General features: G+C 58.7%; 12 protein-coding genes, 1 pseudogene and 1 riboswitch. Of the genes and pseudogenes, 7 read left to right on the forward strand and 6 right to left on the reverse strand.

Going from position 1 to position 20,419, the window contains the following annotated elements:
* Positions 1 to 22: 22 nt before the first annotated feature.
* The 3 genes and pseudogenes from IB248_RS04785 to IB248_RS04795 form a co-directional block, all read right to left on the reverse strand.
* Positions 23 to 3,283, reverse strand: coding sequence for an error-prone DNA polymerase (locus tag IB248_RS04785; RefSeq protein WP_192240414.1), 3,261 nt, complete (start codon positions 3,281 to 3,283; stop codon positions 23 to 25).
* Positions 3,280 to 4,791 (reverse strand): DNA polymerase Y family protein, encoded by a 1,512-nt coding sequence (locus IB248_RS04790; protein WP_192240415.1) that lies wholly within the window; start codon positions 4,789 to 4,791, stop codon positions 3,280 to 3,282. The genes IB248_RS04785 and IB248_RS04790 overlap by 4 nt, the downstream gene beginning before the upstream one ends.
* Positions 4,712 to 5,441 (reverse strand): annotated as a pseudogene (locus tag IB248_RS04795) (ImuA family protein). The gene IB248_RS04790 and the pseudogene IB248_RS04795 overlap by 80 nt, the downstream one beginning before the upstream one ends.
* Positions 5,442 to 5,902: 461 nt before the next feature.
* Here IB248_RS04795 and dinB point away from each other — a divergent pair.
* The 5 genes from dinB (at position 5,903) to IB248_RS04820 (ending at position 12,136) form a co-directional block, all read left to right on the forward strand.
* Positions 5,903 to 7,003 (forward strand): DNA polymerase IV, encoded by a 1,101-nt coding sequence (gene dinB, locus IB248_RS04800; protein ID WP_192240416.1) that lies wholly within the window; start codon positions 5,903 to 5,905, stop codon positions 7,001 to 7,003.
* A 1,065-nt stretch (positions 7,004 to 8,068) separates the two neighbouring features.
* Positions 8,069 to 8,842 carry an SOS response-associated peptidase gene (locus IB248_RS04805; RefSeq protein ID WP_192240417.1) on the forward strand — a complete coding sequence of 258 codons (774 nt, stop codon included), beginning with the start codon at positions 8,069 to 8,071 and terminating at the stop codon, positions 8,840 to 8,842.
* Positions 8,843 to 9,083: 241 nt separating this feature from the next.
* Positions 9,084 to 10,052 carry a helix-turn-helix domain-containing protein gene (locus IB248_RS04810; protein WP_192240418.1) on the forward strand — a complete coding sequence of 323 codons (969 nt, stop codon included), beginning with the start codon at positions 9,084 to 9,086 and terminating at the stop codon, positions 10,050 to 10,052.
* A 137-nt stretch (positions 10,053 to 10,189) separates the two neighbouring features.
* Complete coding sequence (gene adh / locus IB248_RS04815; RefSeq protein ID WP_192240419.1) at positions 10,190 to 11,707, forward strand: aldehyde dehydrogenase; 1,518 nt, start codon at positions 10,190 to 10,192, stop codon at positions 11,705 to 11,707.
* A 63-nt stretch (positions 11,708 to 11,770) separates the two neighbouring features.
* The gene (locus tag IB248_RS04820) at positions 11,771 to 12,136 is read left to right on the forward strand and encodes a DUF779 domain-containing protein (RefSeq protein WP_169680866.1); all 366 of its coding nucleotides are present in this window, start codon (positions 11,771 to 11,773) and stop codon (positions 12,134 to 12,136) included.
* Between the two features lie 399 nt (positions 12,137 to 12,535).
* Here the strand turns inward: IB248_RS04820 and IB248_RS04825 are convergent, their stop codons facing one another.
* The 3 genes from IB248_RS04825 to IB248_RS04835 are packed head-to-tail and all read right to left on the reverse strand — an operon-like array spanning position 12,536 to position 18,762.
* The gene (locus IB248_RS04825; RefSeq protein WP_192240420.1) at positions 12,536 to 15,232 is read right to left on the reverse strand and encodes an adenylate/guanylate cyclase domain-containing protein; all 2,697 of its coding nucleotides are present in this window, start codon (positions 15,230 to 15,232) and stop codon (positions 12,536 to 12,538) included.
* Between the two features lie 18 nt (positions 15,233 to 15,250).
* Positions 15,251 to 16,978 carry a peptide ABC transporter substrate-binding protein gene (locus tag IB248_RS04830; protein WP_037089536.1) on the reverse strand — a complete coding sequence of 576 codons (1,728 nt, stop codon included), beginning with the start codon at positions 16,976 to 16,978 and terminating at the stop codon, positions 15,251 to 15,253.
* 17 nt (positions 16,979 to 16,995) lie between these two features.
* On the reverse strand, positions 16,996 to 18,762 hold the full coding sequence (locus IB248_RS04835) for a peptide ABC transporter substrate-binding protein (RefSeq protein WP_192240421.1): 1,767 nt from the start codon (positions 18,760 to 18,762) through the stop codon (positions 16,996 to 16,998).
* Between the two features lie 458 nt (positions 18,763 to 19,220).
* On the opposite strand from IB248_RS04835, the gene IB248_RS04840 reads away from it, so the two are divergent.
* Both IB248_RS04840 and crcB read left to right on the forward strand, forming a co-directional pair.
* Positions 19,221 to 19,553 (forward strand): hypothetical protein, encoded by a 333-nt coding sequence (locus IB248_RS04840; RefSeq protein ID WP_192240422.1) that lies wholly within the window; start codon positions 19,221 to 19,223, stop codon positions 19,551 to 19,553.
* A gap of 209 nt (positions 19,554 to 19,762) precedes the next feature.
* Positions 19,763 to 19,823, forward strand: a riboswitch (Fluoride riboswitch).
* Positions 19,824 to 19,853: 30 nt separating this feature from the next.
* Positions 19,854 to 20,228: a fluoride efflux transporter CrcB gene (gene crcB, locus IB248_RS04845; protein WP_192240423.1), complete on the forward strand. Its 375-nt coding sequence runs from the start codon at positions 19,854 to 19,856 to the stop codon at positions 20,226 to 20,228.
* Positions 20,229 to 20,419 lie beyond the last annotated feature (191 nt).

Genomic DNA, 20,419 nt, shown 5'->3' on the forward strand with positions numbered 1-20,419 from the left:
ACGCGAACCCGCTGCCATGCCATCAATGAAAGTTCCTCGCCTTCACCCTCAAGGTATCGATATGCAGGTCCGGGACGAAAATGTCCCTCGGCTTGGCCGCCGCCGTATCACGTGAGTCTGGGCTGCCTGGCGAACCATGCGCAAATTCATCGCCCCTACCTGTCGGCAACTTGAAGTCCAGATCGCGATCAGTCAGCTCGCCTAATTCACCGGACAGGTCGAAAAGCTGCTGTGCGACAAGATGTGCGACCTCTCCCTCGCGCTGAACGCGGCCGTTTATCGCCATCATCGACGATCCGAGGACGATCCGACGCCGGCGTTCGAACAGGCTTGGCCAGACGACGAGATTGGCCGGCCCAGTCTCATCCTCGATGGTGATGAACATCACGCCTTTCGCCGAGCCAGGCTTTTGTCTTACAAGGACGAGACCTGCCGTCATCAACCATCGACCGTCACGAGCGTTCATGGCTTCGGCACAAGTGACGATGCGGCGTGCCGCCAGCTCCTTTCTGAGGAAGGCAATCGGATGGTCGCGCAGTGTTAGTCCGACATGACTGTAATCTGCGACAACGTTATGACCCGCGGTCATCTGTCGGAGTGCGACCTCAGGCTCCTGCTGCTCGGTGATCGCACGTGCTTCACGTTCGGAAGCGGCGGCGAACAGAGGAAGAGGTTCGTCACGCAGGGCCTTGATGGCCCAGATCGCATCCCGGCGCTGGAGCTTCAGCGACGGCAGGAAGGCATCGGCTTCGGCAAGTTGTACAAGCGCTTCCGTTGGGACATGCGATCGCCGCCAAACATCGTCGACCGTTTCGAAGGATGCGTTCATCCTGGCAGCGACGATCCGGGCAGAATCGGCTACGGCCAGTCCCTTCACCAAGCGCATTCCGAGGCGGACCGCATGGCGATTGGATCTTTCGATACGCTCGAGCGTACAATCCCAGCGCGACTGGTTGATGCAGACGGGCCGGACTTCAATTCCATGGGCACGCGCATCCTGGACGATCTGGGCAGGCGCGTAGAAGCCCATCGGCTGCGAGTTCAGCAGAGCGGCGCAGAAGATGTCGGGGAAATGGCGCTTTACATAGTTCGAGGCATAGGCGATCAGCGCGAAGGAGGCAGCATGGCTTTCCGGGAAGCCGTATGAACCGAATCCTTCGAGCTGGCTGAACGTCTTCTCCGCAAACTCGGCCGAGTATCCATTCTTGATCATCCCCGAGACCAGCTTCTCCTTGAAGCGACTGACGCCGCCGGTGAACTTGAATGTGGCCATCGACTTGCGAAGCTGGTCGGCTTCGCCGCCGGTAAAGCCAGCGCAGACCATCGCCACCTTCATGGCTGACTCCTGGAAGAGTGGCACCCCCAGCGTCTTTCCAAGAACAGCTTCCAGTTCCGGTGTCGGGTACTCGACAGGCTCCTTGCCCTCCCGGCGTCGGAGGTAGGGGTGGACCATGTCGCCCTGAATCGGACCCGGGCGGACGATAGCCACTTGGATGACAAGATCGTAGAAGGTCCTCGGCTTCATGCGCGGAAGCATGGCCATCTGTGCACGTGACTCGATCTGGAATGTTCCGAGTGTGTCCGCCTTGCGGATCATCGCATAGGTGGCCTTGTCTTCCTGGGGGATTCCCGCGAGGTCGAGGTCCTCGCCTTTGTGCTCGCGAAGCAGATCGAAGGCCTTGGACATGCAGGTCAACATGCCGAGCGCCAGAACATCGACTTTCATGAACTTTAGAGCCTCGATGTCGTCCTTGTCCCATTCGATCACCTGACGGTCGGCCATGGATGCCGGCTCGATGGGAACGAGATCGTCGAGTCGGTCATGGGTCAGCACGAAGCCGCCCGGATGCTGACCGAGATGACGGGGCGCGCCCATCAGTTGCTGGGCGAGCTTGAGCGTCAAAGCAAGCCGCCGGTCCTCAGGATTAAGGCCCTGTTCCCGCAGGCTCCGGTCGCTTGCCAGTTCATCCGACCAAGACCACATGCCTGCCGATAGCGCCTTGATGATATCCTCCGGCAACCCGAGCGCCTTGCCGACGTCGCGGATTGCGCCCTTGGCTCGGTATCGCGTTACGGTCGAACAGAGGGCCGCCTTGTCGTGACCGTAGGTCGTGTAAATCCACTGGATGATCTCCTCGCGGCGCTCGTGTTCGAAGTCGACGTCGATATCTGGCGGTTCGTCACGCTCTTGGCTCACAAAACGCTCGAATAGGAGATCATTGGTCTCGGGATCGATCGAGGTGATCCCCAGAATGTAGCAGACGGCCGAATTTGCCGCCGATCCCCTGCCCTGGCAAAGAATACCCTTTGAGCGCGCGAAACGAACGATGCTGAACACTGTCAGAAAGTACGGCGCGTACTTCATCGTGCGGATCAGGTCCAGTTCGTGTTTTATGGTCCTGAGAACTTTCTGGGGCAAGCCTTCCGGATATCGGATTGGGATGCATTCGCGGACGTAATGCTCGAGCGACTGCTGCGCGTCCATGCCCATTACGACCGCTTCTTCGGGATATTGGTAGCTCAGCTCTTCAAGAGAAAACCCGCAGCGTTCGACAATCTCCATCGTCCGCGCCAGCGCCTCGCGGTAGCGTGGCAACAGGCGCTCCATCTCCTCGGGCGGCTTGAGGTACCTGTCGGCATGCCGTTCGCGCTCGAAGCCGACCTCATCGATCGTGGTGTTTTTGCGAATGCAAGTGACGACATCCTGCAACTGGCGGCGGCCGGGCTCGTGGAACAGGACATCATTGGTGACGACGGTTTTCACACGGTGACGCGCAGCCATCTTCGAAATCTCGTGAAGCCGCATCTGGTCGTTCGGTCGACGCCTCAGGCAGAGAGACACATAGGCCCGATTGCCGAATACCTCTGCCACCTTGCGAAGCTGGGCAGCGCAGTTCGCGTCCGGCAAATCGGGTAACAGGATGGCCAAAAGTCCTTCTGAATAAGCAACGACATCATCGAGCCCCAGGATGCACTTGCCCTTTCCGCCCCGGCTCTTGCCAAGTGTGAGCAGCCTGGTCAGCCGCGAATACGCGTTGCGATTGGTTGGATAGACAAGGATCGACATCCCGTCCTGCAGATCGAGCCGACATCCGACAACAAGGCGCAAGCCTGTCGCGCGCGATGCCTCGAGTGCCCGGACAATCCCGGCAAGGCTGTTGCGGTCAGCAACGCCGATCGCCTCGATGCCAAGTGCCTTTGCGGTGGCAAACAGCTCGTCGGCGCTGCTTGCGCCACGCAAGAAACTGAAATGGGTCGTGACTTGGAGCTCGGCGTATCTCATCCGAATATTCCGTGCATGAACCATCGATGGGATCCTGTCTCGGAGTCGACCCCGTCACCCGACCTGAATATCCAAAAACGCTCGCCGCCTTCGTCCTCGACGACAAAGTAGTCGCGCACTGCCTCTAGTTCACTGTCGCGCGTCCACCACTCGCCGAAAACGCGTTCAGGACCATCAGCGCGTTTGACCTTTCGTCGTTTGCCACGCCAAGTGATACTTGCAGGCGGATGATCAGGCAGGAGTGCGATCGCTTCGATCTGCTCTGGGCCGGCGAGCAATCGCACAGGCCGGGGCCAATGGTGCGCCCACGTTTCCGCGACATCTGGAGCGGCAGCCGCGATCCGCAGTACACTGCGCTCGGGAACATCTGAGGCGACCGGCGCGACCCGGTAGACCCGTTGCCCTCTATTGCCAAACACGTCGATCAGCGGCGTGATGTCATCGTCCTGCTCCTCTATCAGGTCAGAGGATCGCTGCTCCTGCTCAAGCGGCTGTGTCATAATCGCCGCCAATGTCATCTTCTCGATTCCGAACCCCGGTTCGATTTTTTCAGTACGATCTCGAAAGAGCTTCGACAGCCAGGCAACGTCGCGAGCAGGTTTGGCGGTTCCTGCACGGATTGCCTGGCGTGTACCGTCAACTTTCTCAACAATGAGATCGGTTCGCCGCACGCCAAGACCCTTGCGCTCCAGTTCGGCGACGAGCTGCACAACGAGGCGAGCAACATATTTGTTAATGGTTTCCGCGGCACCGATCGGCTCGGCAAAGACCCTGCTGACCTCTATAAGCTCAGGTACCCGGATCGGATCAATCGGCTCGGCGACCCGACCAAAAATCTGATCCAGGCGACGTCCAAGTTCCGGACCGAAGCGAAGGGTCAGCGGTGCTCGGGGTGTTGTTGATAACTCCCCAATCGACTTGAAACCGAGAATATTGAGATCGCTAACGATCTTGGCCGGAAGCCTGAGCAATGAAAGAGGAAGGTGTTCGACGGCCCCGACCGTCTGTCCAATCGGAACTATGACCGTCCCCGTTCGGATCGCGCGAGCACAAGCGTGTGCCGCTCCCCACGTGTCGGCCACAGCAACCCGCGCTGTCAGTCCTTTCCCATGGAACCGGTTGGCTATTCCGGTCAACATCGGCAGCTCCCCACCCTGAAGATGGTCAGCACCTTCCGTGTCCATAACAATGCCATCGGGCTCATCAACAGCGACGATTGGAGAATACTGGCTGAGTGCCCAAAGCGTGATCCTTGCGAGAGCTGCTGCGTCGGCCGCCGGATCGGCGTCGATCAGCATCAAGCCCCTGAATATGGCCTGGGCTTTTGCCGCCGCCATCCCAACACGGACTCCCGCTTTCTTTGCTGCAGCGTCGGCCGCCGAGACCCATCGCTTTGGGCCGCTCTTTGCGATTACGGCAACGGGTTGCTCAACGGGAATAGAAGGGTCGTTGCGACGTATTCGATCCGTCGCCAACTCCGGCAGATAGATGGATACGACCCTGGACATCACACGCTCCTACGAAAAACTCAGCGCACTCAGCCGCTTTCACCCGCATCAGTTCCAGAAACCATCTCGGCCTTCCCACACCCGGAACGGAAGCTCCTCCGACGGCACGACGCTCACACGCCACCTGGTCGTTGCCGCGGACGGTTGGCCGAAGTCGGAGGCCCCCGTCTGTCGCCGCCAGCGTCGAACGACCAGACCCATGGTTCCCGTTTTTTCGGCGGCAAGCTGCAGCCTGCGGGAGGCTGTCATCGGTAGTCGGACAAGTTCGGCGACGACCGCTCCGAGACCGCCGAACGATAGGGCCTCCTCCATGGAAGCAAGCACGTCTTCCTCCTTGTCGGCCCCGACGAAGACGACGCCGTCCGGCTGAAGGCCAGCCTGAGCCAAAGCCGGAAGGAAGAGGTCCGGCCCTTGGTACGCGCTGCTATCCCAGCGGCAAACAAAGCGGCTGCCGCGCCGTCGACGGTTCCCGATCCACCACCGGCGAACTCATGCACGGATCCGAAAGACAGCCCGCCTCCCGGCAGATGTTCATGGATCTCGCGAACATCGAAGGCCAGAAGCTGATTGCGGCGAACAAGGACACCTTCAAGGCGCGCGATAGGCTCTGTAAGCTCGGTGATGACAGGGTTTGCGCCTGGCTGCGCCATTCTGTGGCCTTCGTCAATTCAAGGGTTCCATCTCGTTCAAAAGCGAGTATGTTCTACATTTGTTCCTTTCTGGAATGTGAGTCAACGGGGCGCTTTTCGGGTGGATAGTGAACCAACAGTCCATCCACAGCGGCGCAGGGCTTCGATCTCTGAGGGAATTCAAGGTGCTAGCAAAGAGCGGTCCACAGGGCGTACGATATCTTTCGGATGAGAAAAAATTCCTGCTGTGAGCCGGCTCTGCGTGACTATCGAGGAGCCATCATCGTTATCGCATGCGATGTCTGTCAGCGGGCGACCGCTCTCGGCTGGAAGGCCCTTGTCAGACAGTGCGGGGCCAGCCTGTCCTTTCCGGCAACTTCGACGGCGGCTGACTGTTGGCTGTTTGCGACTGAACGGCGCGGATGGCGTCGACCGTTGTCAGGCTCGGTTTCCCTGTTTAGCTCCTGTTATGGAAACACTCGATGAATGATCCCGCCGCAAATCTATCAATCGAGCGCCACCGCAAGATCGTCCATATCGACATGGACGCCTTCTACGCGTCCGTCGAGCAGCGCGATAACCCGGAGCTTCGTGGACGACCGGTCGCAGTCGGCGGTTCGGAGGCGCGCGGCGTGGTGGCGGCCGCCAGTTACGAGGCGCGTAAGTTCGGCGTCCATTCGGCAATGCCTTCAGTGACGGCAAAGCGCAAATGCCCCAACCTGATCTTCGTGAAGCCGCGCTTTGACGTCTACAAGGCTGTTTCAGCTCAGATCAGGGAAATCTTTGCCGAATACACCCCAATGATCGAACCGCTGTCGCTCGACGAGGCCTATCTCGATGTTACGGAGAACCTGAAGGGAATGGAGATCGCGACGGAGATAGCGCTTGAAATCAGGGCCAAGATCAAGGCGACGACCAACCTCAACTCATCTGCAGGAATCTCCTACAACAAGTTCCTGGCCAAAATGGCGAGTGACCTCAACAAACCAAATGGCCAGGCCGTCATTACGCCGAAGAATGGACCAGCCTTTGTGGCTGCGCTCCCTGTCGAGAAGTTTCACGGCATCGGCCCAGCGACTGCGGAGAAGATGCATCGTTTCGGTATCGAAACTGGAGCCGATCTAAGAGAGAGGGATCTCGAGTTTCTGGTTCGGCATTTCGGCAAGTCCGGGCCGTATTTTTACGGCATCGCGCGTGGGATCGATGATCGTCAGGTAAAGCCAAACAGGGTCCGAAAATCTATCGGAGCGGAAGACACGTTCACTGTGGATATTCACACCTACGAGCCTGCCCTGGAAGGATTGAAGCCCCTGATTGCGAAGGTCTGGCAGTACTGCGAGGCAAATCGGATTACCGGCAAGACCGTGACGCTCAAGGTTAAGTACGCCGACTTCATGCAGATCACCCGCGCAAGGACGATTGGCCATGGTTTCCGATCGAAAGAGGAAATCGAGGAATCCATTTGCGTGCTGCTGGGAGCCGTCTTTCCTATCAGCAAGGGGATACGGCTGCTCGGCGTGACAATCTCCTCGCTCGAGCATCTGGCCGACACGTGCGTTGAACAACTGGCCCTGCGTCTATGATGGGCAGCGGCTTGAAAATCAGTTTCGCCCCCGCGTCGCTACCACGCGGTACGAGCCGTACCCAACGCGAACGAATTCATCGACTGTACGTGGGCGACGTGCGGTTTCACCGTCACAACGCAGTTCCCCGGGTAGCTAAGCTTATGCTGGGCAAGGTGTTTCAGCAATTCCACAACATTACGCTTCTCAGTAAGCGGAAACGAAAAAGTCATCCAAATTCCTCCATACGGCACGTTTCGGGCGCCATTTAGGACTTGGTTTCTTTCGCTCCGCAACATGAAATGTTTAGTAATAAAATTAAAATCGATTAGTTTTTTCGCTTAATTTTTTAAAATCGATTTAAAATCGTCTAGCTCATCGTCCACACCACGGTCGCGGCGTCTGTGGGCACTTCGCTTCACTACAGACGAAGGGTACAGCGAGCCCCTCGCCTAGTGCGATCTCGATGTCTCTTTTGAGGTTGGTTGCTGTTTCCATCGTTCACCAATGCCGATTGATGGAGTTTAGCCAGCTAAGGGATCGATCCTTTCAGCGGCAGATCGACTTATAGTCAGTCATGTGTAAAGCAGCGCGCATCCAACCACAATGCGGACGCTGAACGAATTTGGCCCCTCTCGCTACGCAGGCTGGAAAGGCCCTGACGTCTCCCTCGAGTGGAGTTTCATCGCGCTCATCAAATCGAAAAGAAAAAAAGGGGCCACGCAAAAATACCGTGGCCCATAAGTTGTGAAGGTCGAAAACCTCCAGAGGGGAACAGCTGCTGCGCGGAACTGGGAGGAGAAGCCGCTATATGCATCAGCTGTCACCGTTATGATCGTTTTTTGACCAATTGGAAAACATTTTTTGTGCAATGCAGCCATGCAAATGTGGATACTTGCAGCAAACCGCGCCGGTACCTCCGCGCTGTTCCTCCATTGGTCGTTCCGTTTCGCTGAGTTCAGCGCCTTAATGACCGGACCTTTGTCCGACACAACTTCGTTTCGACGCCTAGCCGCTTCGTGGTGCCTTGAAAGTCCGGGCCAAATGGCTGACCTTCGGTCCCCAGAAAAGGGAGGCGACTAGCGCATGTGTAATCTCTACCGCATGGATGATCGCGACTGGGTCAACAAATGGGCGCAGGACGTTGAGAGCCTGATCAACCTGATGCCCGCCTATCAGATCAACCCGGATCAATGGGCACCCGTCATCCGAAACACCTCCGACGGTAGGAAACAGCTCGCGAACTGCCGATGGGGCCTGCCCTCTCCGATCTACTTGCAGAGGAAGGCAGCCGAAACCCGCGCTGAAAAGCTTCGAAATAAGGGCCTTCCAGTGGACATGGACGAACTCTTACGGATGGAGCCGGACGGCGGCGTTACCAACATTCGCAACTTGACTTTACCCCATTGGAAACGATGGTTCGGCCTTGAACACCGATGTCTCGTGCCCGTGACGGCCTTTGCTGAGCCAGACCCGGCAAGCAAGGAAGAAGGCGGCAGGACACCAAACGCGTGGTTTTCTGCCAGACCCGACAAGGCGGTCATGTTCTTCGCTGGCCTCTGGGTGAGACAATGGAAGAGCGTCCGCAAGGTCAAGGATGGGCTGACGACGGATGATCTCTACGCAATTCTGACAACCGAGCCGAACGACATCGTTCGGAATGTGCACGAGAAGGCGATGCCGGTCCTTCTGCAGACTGCTGAGGAGATCGAAATCTGGATGCGCGCACACTGGGAGGAAGCCAGACACCTGGCCCGGCCGCTACCAAACGACCGCATCGCCATCACGTCACGGGAGCCCTACGGGTCCACGATTGTAAACAAGGCTGGCGAGCCGCTTCCCGAACCGATGGTGCTTTAGAAGAACTCCGATCTCGGGAGACAGTGACCACTTCATAATGTGTTGGAGCGCGTCTCATATGCAGGTGCTGCGCAAGTTAGATTCGGAAGTAGAACCAACGTCTAATTGTCCCGCGGCGAAAATGGAGCAGGAATACCAACCTGGTCCGTGCGCTAGGGAGCGGACACGCGGACATCGATCTCGATAAGTTGTCGTCGGCAACGCACTGCCGACGAGAATACTAACGCTCTGGGAGGAGCCGATGAGTGCATCAGCATTTGCGCGGCATGCCAACTTAATCCAAGAGGCGATCGGCTCGAACGCGGCGGCCAGGTCCGCACTTGTCGCATCCTGGTGCAGATCGGCAGACCTTCACCGGCTCGACCCCGCCGAAAGCAATCGAACGAAACGACTGACGGATTCGGAGTTGCGCTTTGCTCGCCAGAAAATCGAACCGCTGATCCGGGCCGCCTCCATTAGCCTTGATCGACTGTACCGCGCGGTTGGGGGCATTGGCTGCTGTGTTCTTCTCGCCGACCGCGACGGCATCCCGGTTGAGCGGCGTGGCGCCATCGCCGACGACGAGACATTCAGGGAATGGGGACTTTGGACGGGAACTGTCTGGAGCGAAGAAAGCGAGGGGACAAACGGAATCGGCACGTGCTTGGTAGAGCAGCGCGCTTTGACCATCCACCGAGATCAACATTTTTACTCCCGCAATACCCTTCTGTCCTGCACGACCGCGCCGATTTTCGATCACGAGGGCAAGCTCGCCGCCGCGTTGGACGTGTCCTCTTGCCGCGCGGATTTGACGGAGGGCTTCGTCAATTTAATCACAATGGCCGTTGGCGACGCGGCGCGAAGGATCGAGGCGGAGAACTTTCGTATCGCCTTTCCTGAAGCACGCATTATTGTCGCTTCGACAAACGAAAAGATGCCAAACCCTCTTCTCGCCGTCGACAGCAATGATTTGGTGATCGGCGCGACCCGATCTGCGCGCATCGCATTCGGAATCACGTCGGAATCGCTGATGAGGTCCCTTCCAGCCGCTGATCTTCTGGGAGATGAACCTGGCTATGCCGGAAATTTGCGGCAGGCCGAGCGCACCGTCCTGGAGCGCACGCTCGCCAGTACCGGCGGCAATGTAACGGCGGCGGCCGAAATCCTCGGGATTTCACGGGCCACGCTTTACCGAAAGCTCGGCAAATTTGGTCTGCGGGGCGCCCAATAGGAATTTTGCAGGGCACAGTGTCTCAACCTTGAGACACTGTGCCCTGCCGAACTGCCGCGCGCGGGCTGACATTCCGTCGAAAGCGAAAAACACTCCCACAAGGCGTCGCGCAGGGCGGCGCGTTTTGGGAGGAAAGCATGAACAAGGTCGAATTCCGTCGCACGGCCAAGGTGCCGTTTGCCAAGAAGTACGACAATTTCATCGGCGGCAAGTGGACGCCCGCGAAATCAGGCAGGTACTTCGACAACACCTCTCCGGTCAACGGCCGGGTCCTTTGCGAGATCGCCCGTTCGGAAGTTGTGGATGTCGAGGCCGCTCTTGACGCGGCCCATGGCGCCAAGGACGCCTGGGGCAAAACCAGCGCCGCAGAGCGGGCGCGGCTGCTCAACCGCATAGCCGACAAAATGGAAGAGAACCTCGGCACACTGGCGCTCGCGGAAACCTGGGACAACGGCAAGCCGATCCGTGAGTCAACCGCGGCCGACATTCCGCTCGCCATCGATCATTTCCGCTATTTCGCCGGAGCCATCCGCGCGCAGGAAGGTTCAATCGCCCAGATCGACGACGATACGGTCGCCTACCATTTCCACGAGCCTCTGGGGGTCGTCGGCCAGATCATTCCCTGGAACTTCCCGATCCTGATGGCCGTGTGGAAGCTGGCACCTGCACTGGCTGCCGGCAATTGCGTCGTGCTCAAACCTGCCGAACAGACGCCGGCATCGATCCATGTGCTGCTCGAACTGATCAGCGACATCCTGCCGCCAGGTGTTCTCAACGTCGTCAATGGATTTGGCCTCGAGGCAGGCAAGCCGCTCGCCTCGAACCCGAGGATCGCCAAGATTGCGTTTACCGGGGAGACGACCACCGGACGCTTGATCATGCAGTACGCCGCGCAGAACCTGATCCCCGTCACGCTGGAGCTCGGCGGGAAGAGCCCGAACATCTTCTTCTCGGATGTGGCAGACGAAGACGACGATTTCTTCGATAAGGCAATTGAAGGCTTCGTCATGTTCGCCCTTAATCAGGGCGAGGTCTGCACGTGCCCCAGCCGCGCCTTGGTTCACGAGAAGATTTATGACCGCTTCATGGAAAGGGCATTGAAAAGGGTCGAAGCGATTGTTCAAGGTGATCCGCTCGACCCTGCGACAATGATCGGAGCCCAGGCCTCCAGCGAGCAGTTGGAGAAAATTCTCGCCTACCTCGACATCGGAAAGAAGGAAGGCGCTGAGGTCCTGATCGGGGGTGAACGCAACGAACTCGCCGGAGACCTCGCCGGCGGTTTCTACGTCAAACCGACTGTCTTCAGGGGCACGAACAAAATGCGCGTCTTTCAGGAGGAGATATTCGGGCCCGTGGTTTCCGTCGCAACGTTCAAGGACGATACCGAGGCGCTTTCAATCGCAAACGACACCTTGTACGGCCTCGGTGCCGGCGTGTGGACCCGAGACGGCACGCGCGCCTATCGGTTTGGCCGCGCAATCCAGGCAGGCCGCGTCTGGACCAATTGCTATCATGCCTATCCCGCGCACGCGGCCTTCGGCGGCTACAAACAGTCCGGCATCGGGCGCGAGACCCATAAGATGATGCTCGACCACTACCAGCAGACGAAGAACATGTTGGTGAGCTACAGCCCGAAAAAGCTTGGCTTCTTCTGATAACCTCCCAAGCGCATGCGGTGTGGCCATCCCGGCCACACCGCCCCATCCCCGGAGGTCACCATGCAGGACAAAGTCTTTCTCGGAAGAGTAAGGGCGACGCCGGCGGCGATAACGCTTCTGGACGAAATCATCACCGACCATGGACCCGTCCTGTTTCACCAGTCAGGTGGCTGTTGCGACGGATCTTCGCCCATGTGTTATCCCCGTGATGATTTCATGGTCGGCGATCACGATGTCCTTCTCGGCACCGTTGGTGACACGCCGGTCTACATCAGCGCATCCCAATATGAGGCCTGGAAGCACACTGAATTGACCATCGACGTCGTCCCGGGCCGGGGCGGGATGTTCTCCCTCGACAATGGCCGCGAGCAGCGCTTCCTGATCCGCTCCGCGATTTGCGAGGTGTCATCCCAACCGCTTCCGTAGAGACTACGGGCTCCGAATTGCGATGCTTCAGCTGCTGAGCCGGATCAAAGGCATCACCGGACAAATGGCAGGTAGGCTTCTGCGGGGCGGCAACACAGTGGTGTGCAAGGGCCTTGCGATCACACGTGCAGGTTACGATTGAAGTCGTTCTTGAAGAAGGAGCTGGCCAATCGACGACGTCGATGTGGAACAATTGCCACACTGGCGCACGAACACGGTCTGCTGCAGGAAGAATGGCGAGCGTTTGCTTTTCCTTTTTTAGGAATGTCCCATAGCCTGCATGTGCCCAAATGGGCGGAAACGTCGCCAATGCCTGTCGAAGGCAATAGCAGAGCATTGGCGGCGTTTCGTTCGGTTGGCATTCTGTTCGCATTTGAGCGGTTTCGATCGGCGCGGATCCTATTTTCGCAGCGTCGCCAGATAGTGCTCCAATGCCTTGATCGCCTTGTCGCGGTCCGCGCCTTTCAGTGCCGAGCCGATATCCCACTGCAGATCGCCCTCGCTGTTCGAAATCACATCCTTCATCGAGTCTTGGGCGGTTCGAGCGCCGATCACACGGTAGGTCTTGATGGGATAGGCGAAGCCCTTGACGGTCAACGGAGGCAGTTCCTCGGCCTCGATTTCGTCCTTGACCAAAGCGTAGGTCTCGCCCGCCAGCAATATGCCGCCGAGGTCGGCATGGCTCTGCAGTCTCGAAGCGAGGTTCACCTCGCCGCCGATGATGGTATAGTCCATCCGATCCTCGCTGCCGAAATTGCCCACGGTGCAATAGCCTGTATTGATGCCGATGCGCAGATGGAACGGCAGGGCAAAGCCGGCTCCTGCCCATTCCCCGCGTAACTCCTGCATCCTGTTCTGCATGGCGATCGCCATTCTGACGCAGGCGACAGCGTCTTCCCTGGTGCCCCTGGTTTCGGGATCGCCGAAGAACACCAGGATTGCATCGCCGATGAACTTGTCGATTGTCGCGCCGTATGTCAGAGCCAGCTTCGCCATCTCGGTCAGATAGTGATTGAGCAGATCAGTCAGTTCTTCGGACTCGAGCTTGTCGGTCGTCGCCGTGAAGTCGGCGATGTCGGAGAAGAAGACTGTCAGCTTCTTGCGGGTGGACGAAATCTCGACGTTCTGCTTACCGGAGAAGATCGAGGCGAAGACCTGTGGCGAAAGATATTTCGACAGCTTGCTCGAGACCGCTTCCAGCGCCCGGTTCTGCTCACCGATCCGTCGGCTCGCCTCCTCCGCCTCGCTCTTGGCAGCTTCCGTGGCCGTGTGCAGCCGCGCGTTTTCCAGCGCAATCGAGGCAAGTTGCCCGAAACGCTTGAGAAGCTCTACCTCTTCGGCGCCGAACTCGAGGGCCGAGGCGTCGTCGTAGGCGATGCCGAGGACACCGACCACCCTGTTGTCGGATTTGAGTGGCACGGCCATGATCGCCCTGATTGTCACATCGAGCTGGGCGGCGGCGGCCGCCCTCCCCGGCCAGGTCGGGTATTCGTTGATGACAAGCGCCTCGCGCGTATGCCAGACCGTCCCCGCCACGCCCTCCTTGCTCTCCAGTTGCTGACCCGCGGCCTGTCCCGCATAGACACCGACGCCGACCATGCGCTGAAGCGTCTCTCCGGCTTCGTCGACAAGATAGACGTATCCATGTTGCGTGCCGAGCAGACCTGCGGCGCGCGTCGTCAAATCCGACAGAAGTCCGGTCAGGTCCAATCTCGCAATCAGGCCGAGCGACGTATCGTGAAGGGCGCCTAGATATTCGCTCTGCCGGCGAAACTGCAATGCCAGCTGCTCCTGTTCCCTGCGGCGGTTCTCGAGGTCGCCGAGATTGGAGCCCAACTGCGCCGTCATGTCGTTGAACGTTGTCGCCAGCGTGCCGATCTCATCGCCCGATTCCACCTTCGCGCGCGCGGCAAGATCGCCTTGGCGAACCCGGTCGGCAACGCCCGTCAAGCGCTGGATCGGCCCGGCGATGCTTTCCCGGAAGATCAGTCCCAGGATCAGGCCGAGAATGGCGGCGGCCACACCACCCAGGAGGATAATGCGCTGGGCCTTCTGGAGCTGGTCGCGGCCGCCACCGAGATCCGCCTGCAGCCGTTGCTGCTCCTCATTGGCGATCTCGTCCAGAATTCCAAGCATGCCTTCGGCAAGGGGGACGGCCTGCGTGCGGAAGATATAGAGATCCTCACGTGCGTGTTCGCCTTCGACTGCTGTAAACATCTGCGCGGGAAACTGCAGGAAGACTGCCCGAGTCTTCGACAGCTTGTCGATCAATATTTCCTGGTTCGGCGTCAGCGCGACGGTTGCGTCGGTGATGCTCTTCCAAGCTGCATCGTTGATGGTGAGGTTAGCCTCGTATTCGTATTTGAAGCCGTCTCGCCTGGTGGTCACATAGCCCCGCAGCCCTGCAACCATCGCATAGAAGGAGCTCTGGAAGGACGCGAGGTCGGCCAGATAGGCCATGTTCTCGGGCGTCGCGTCTCGCTTCTGCTGCGCCAGGATCAGCGCCGTTGCCGTCCCGACAATCGTGGCGATCATCGGGTTTGCATCCGTCACCAGCAGCTTGAGGGCGGGTTCGCGTCGAAGCTGGTCATTGCGTAACTCGAAGAGCTGATCCGTCAGCGGCTGCCAGGAGGCAAGCTTTTCGTGGAGCTCCCCCATCCGCTGTTCGACGTCTGCGGCCGGGTCTGGCCGCGGAGCTGTTCTCTCCTGGAGCAGACGTTCAAGCGACTGCATGTCCCCGAGAAATGCGGCTTTCGCCGAAGCGTAATTGTCGCGGTAGCTCTCCTCGCCGAGCGCAAGATAGCCGCGAACGGCGCTCAGCATCCGTAGCAAGTCGGCTTGTGCCCGCGCCGAGGCGACCGCGCTCGGGGCGCTCAGGTTGGTCGTTCTGTTGATGCTTCTGACTGCATCGAGGCTGCCCAGATAGTTCAAGCCGACAACGAGCAGCGTCAGCGCCGCCAGAATGCCAAATCCGACCGTGAGCTTGCCGCCGATGTTCAGGTTTCTGAGAACGGGTGAAGCTGCGCGGACGAGCGCATACAGTGGGGCGACATAGAATGGGCGATTTCTTGCGACCACAGGCTCCTCGTGCTCCATGCCTTCAGCTTCGGCCCCTCATGGCTTGCGCCGCCAGTCCGCGATGTTCCACGTCTCGGAATCCCATGGCGTGGGATTGAATCCGACGATGTCGTTGCGAAGGCCGGGGACGTTTGCCCACTCGACAATGGGAATGACCGCGGAGTGAGCAATCAGCAAGTCGTTCATCGCCACGAACAGGCCAATCCGCTTTTCCGGATCGATCTCCGTTTCCGATGCATGGAACAGCGCATCGTACTTGTCGCTGCAATAGCGGGACTCGTTCAGCCCCGACCAGTTGTTGCTTTTCTGAGCGGCCTGCGCGCAGGTCCACTTGACCATATAGCTTCCCGGATCGGGGCTCTTGTTGCCGGTCGCGAATTCCTCAAGATCCGCGTAAAAATGCTGGCTGGTATTAAGGATATCCGGCGAAGGCGAGAAGAAGACACTCGAATCGATCTGCTTGTCCTCGACCCTGATGCCGATCGCCGCCAGATCGGCGCCGATGATCGCCTGGGTCTTCTGGCGGACCGGGTTGACCGAGGTCTGGAAAAGAAGGGTCAAGGGAACGCCGTTCCTGTCGCGGATGCCGTCGCCGTTCGTGTCGCGCCAGCCTGCCTCGTCCAAAAGCGCGCGAGCCTTGTCGGGATCGAATTCCCAGGTGGTGTTGGGAGAATTATAGAGAACAGGGGCGACCAGGAGGTTTGCCGTTGGCCGGCCAGTCCTCCCGTAAAGCGCGGCGATCTTGTTGCGGTCGACAGCTTTCGCCAAGGCGAGCCTCACCTTGGCATCGGCAAGGATCGGGTTGGGGAACTGCAGGCTCGCGCGCTCGCCATCCGATGTCTCACGGTTCGGATCGGTGAAATTCAGCATGAGGCGCTCGACGTAGGAGCTAAAGTAGAGCGCCACCTTGCCTATCTGCTTCGCCTCAAGCTCCTGCAATTCGGCATCGCCGATCTGCAGGTTCCACGCGTAGTCGACGACGCCGGTGCCGAGCACGGCCTTGGCGGCCGTCTTCGCATCGCCGCCACCCTGCAAGGTCACTTCGTCAAATCCCAAACGCGCCCGGTCGCGGTATTCAGGATTGGGCTCGTAGATGATCTTGACGGTGTTGACGACATCGTCGCCGATCAGCAGGACGTCCTCCGTACGGAACTCCTTGAGGCGATACGGCCCGGTCCCGACGGGGGCCAGGTTGGGAGGCGCATCGACCGCGGCCTTGTTGTTGTAGGGAGCGAATATATGCTCTGGCAGGATTGTTCCCTGTATACCGACGAAGGGGAGCGCCCAGGCGGGATCGACATCCTTGAACGTTACCTTGACGGTCAGGTCGTCGAGTGCTTCGACCTTGTCGACCGACTTGTAGGTTCCGATACTTGAGGAGCCCACATCCGGATTGGTGATGTAGGCATAGGTGAACACAACGTCCTTGGCGGTGAAGGGGACGCCGTCCGACCATTTGACGTTCGGCTTCAGCTTCCAGGTGACCGACCGCCCGTCGCCCGCGACCTGGCCGTTCGTCAAGGAGGGGATTTCCTCAGCTAGAAACGGTACCAGATGTCCCTCGGCGTCGAAACTCGCCAGCGGTTCATAGACCACGCGGCTCGCAGTCTGATCCTTTACGCCGGGGGCAAGATGCGGGTTGAGGATGCTGGGTGCCTGCCAGAAGAGGAGCCTCAGTGTGCGATCAGCCGAATGGGCAGGGTGTGAGACAACCGCAAACAGCAGGGTTATCACCAGAACGAAAAAGCGTTGCGCTCTACCCATATTTGCACGTGCCTCCGTCATTTGCGATGCCAACCGGCGATGTTCCATGTTTCGGAATCCCAAGGCGTCGGGTCGAAGCCCTCAAGGGAGTTGCTTATTCCGCTGACATCGGCCCAGTGAACCAGAGGAATTGCCGCGAAATCCGAAACGAGCAGATCGTCCATCTTCACGAAGATCTGCCGGCGCTTGGCCGGATCGACCTCGACGGCCGACGCCCGATAAAGCGTGTCGTAATCCTTGTTGCAGTAGCGGGCCCAGTTTGACCCGGACCAGTTATTGGCCTTTTGCGCCGCTTCGCCGCAGGTCCAACCGATCATATAGCTGCCGGGATCGGGGCTCTTGTTGCCGTAGGCATATTCTTCCATGTCGGCGTAGAAATGCCGCCGAGAGTTGGTGCTGTCGGGCCCGGAGCCCAGAAAGATGCTGGAGTCGATCATCTTGTTTTCGACCTTGACCCCGATCGCCTCCAGGTCTGCCTTGACGATCTCCTGGGTCTGCTGGCGAACGGAATTGACGGTTGTCTGAAACAGGAAACGCAGCGGCACGCCGTTCTTGTCGCGCACACCGTCGCCGTCGCTGTCTTTCCACCCTGCCGACTCGAGGATCGACTTGGCCTTGTCGGGATCGAACGCCCATTCGCTATTCGGCGAATTGAAGATTGCCGGGGCGACCAGAATGTTGCTGGTCGCACGGCCCGTGCGGCCATAGAGCGTCGCGATCTTCTGTCGGTCGATAGCAAGTGCGAGTGCGGCGCGTACATTGCTGTCGGACAATGTGGGATGCGGATATTGCAGACTCGACCGTTCCCCGTCGGCGGTTTCTCGGTTGGGGTCGGTGAAGTTCAGCATGATGCGCTCGACATAGGAGCCCCAGGAGACCGTCGCCTTGCCGACGCCGTCCTTTTCGAGCTCCTTGAGCACGACATCGTCGACCTGGAGGTTCCAGGCATAGTCGACCACGCCTTCCTTCAGCACCGCCTTGGCCGCGACCGAAGCGTCGCCGCCGCCCTGGAGCGTCACCGCATCGAAGGTCAGCTCATCCGCGTTGCGATAATACGGATTGCGCTCGAAGATGGCCTTCACGGTGTTGACGACATCCTCACCTATGACAAGCACATCCTCAGTTTGAAACGCCTTCAGGCGGTACGGGCCTGTGCCTATGGGGGCCAGATTCACGGCTGCCGTCACCGCATCCTTGTTGTTGTAAGGGGCAAACACATGCTCGGGCAGGATCATACCCTGCACGCCGACAAACGGCAGCGCCCAGGCCGGATTGACGTCCTTGAACGTGATCCGCACGGTGTCGTCGTCGACCGCAACGACCTTGTCGATTGTCTTGTAAGAGCCGACACTCGCCGAGCCGACATCCGGGTTTGTGATATAATTGTAGGTGAAGAGCACATCTTTGGCTGTGAAGGGCTGGCCGTCGGACCATTTGAGACCGTGCTTGAGCTTCCAGACGACTGAACGGCCGTCGGCACTCACGCCGCCATTCTCGAGCGTCGGAATGTCCGCGGCGAGGAAGGGAACGAGATGTCCCTCGCGGTCGAAGCTGGCGAGAGGCTCATAGACGATCCGGCTGGCTGTCTGGTCCTTGATGCCCGGAGCCAAGTGAGGATTGAGCGTGCTTGGAGCCTGCCATAACAGCAATTTCAACGTCTTGTCGGCCGACATGGCGTGTCGTGGGACAATCACGATCGACAGGAAGAGAATAGTCAGCAAAAGGAAGCGCGCTGTCTCCAGGAACGCTCCGCGTTGCAACCGGCACCGAGCTTCTCTCCGCATCGCACTCCCCCACGATGGTATTGCCCGACGGCGGCAGGACCCGCTGCGCGTCAGTATCCTAGAAGTCCATCAAATTCCTTGCATGCGTCTCGGCAAATCCATGTTGATCTCATCATGAACAGTTGGCAATACCCAGGGTGGTAGAGCGAGAAAGCCTAAAGCCTGTCGAAATTGGACGCTTTTCGACATTACTCGACGAACAGGATTGCCAGGCTGACAGAGGCTTCGCCTTATCCTAGCTGAGGCAGGCAAAGACTTCTGCGAACCGCGCGGCCCTGGGCGCAGTGTCTGCAACGGGCCTGAGAGCGGTCAATGCGTGACGTGTCGTTCCGGCGCTCCAACCGCCATGCCCAGGTCGCGCCAGACACCACGTCGCCAATACCGCGCATTTTAGCAATCTGACATACGAACAGATAAACCCTAGCGTGTTAAACGCTGGAAGACTTTAGGAGTGAGACATGAAGTTTCCAATGGTGGTAGCTTTGAGTTCGGCAGCGGCATTCTTGGGAACCGGCGGCTACGCCGTGTTGCCCAATTTTGTGACCGCTCCGATCCAGCGTTCGTTTGCTGCACCGACGCAGCCGATGATCATAGACAACGGAGTGATCGTGCAACGAGGCACGGCCTGCAACATCAAGGGCAACGTCAGCATCGAATCTGGCGACCGCATCTATCACGTACCGGGCCAGCACTATTACGAGGCCACAAAGATATCGCCGCAATATGGCGAGCGCTGGTTCTGTTCCGAGCAAGAAGCGCGTGAAGCTGGTTGGCGAAAGGCCAAATACTAATCCCGCCGAGTGAAAATTCGTTGCGACTTGGAAATTGACCTCGACCCCCGCGTCTTCGCCGATGGTGCGTTTCCCTCACTCGCAAGCGGAGCGATGGATCCTATAGCTATGAACGTCAGCGCTGTCACTGTTAAATCATTGTTCCAGTCGTGACGGCTTTTGCGCCACGTGTAGACCATGTTGATCTGGAAGCATGTTGCTGGCATAGAAGCCGATACGGGAATGGTGTCTCCCTATAACCGCGCTGTTGCTGATGACGCCTGCTGATCAACGCCCCATTTGGGCGAGCAGGAGGCGTGCGTGGGATATCTCATTGTATTTATCGGATCAGGGCTCGGCGGCATGCTTCGCTACGCAGTGGGCATGCTTTCAATTCGTGTCTTCGGGACGAATTTTCCGTACGGAACGCTCGGCATAAATGTTTTGGGTTCTGCCCTCATGGGCATTGTCGTAGGTGTTTTCACAACGTCCAACTTAACGTCGCAGGACACCAAGTTGTTTTTGACCACTGGCGTCATTGGTGGTTTCACCACGTTTTCGACGTTCTCACTTGATGCAGCGGTCCTGTGGGAGCGCGGCCAGCATTTGGCTGCTGCGGGGTATGTCGTGGCAAGTGTCATTGTATCGCTTATGGCTCTGATACTGACCATGATGGTCGTCCGGCGACATCTATGAAGGTCGGCCTTTGGGGCCGATGAACGAACCCGCTGCGCGGGATGGCGCGTGGGTTGAGGTAGAGGGCACGAGGCGGGCGTCGGCAGCCCGATGTCGGGAAATACTTTGAGGAAATTCGGCACTTTGCCAAGGACCATTCTATGTCCTGATGAGTGTTGGCCAACGCGTCGGGTCGCCTCGCTTCACCTTGA

Source organism: Rhizobium sp. RHZ01 (assembly GCF_014851595.1).
In the GTDB taxonomy this organism is placed as follows: Bacteria; Pseudomonadota; Alphaproteobacteria; order Rhizobiales; family Rhizobiaceae; genus Rhizobium; species Rhizobium altiplani.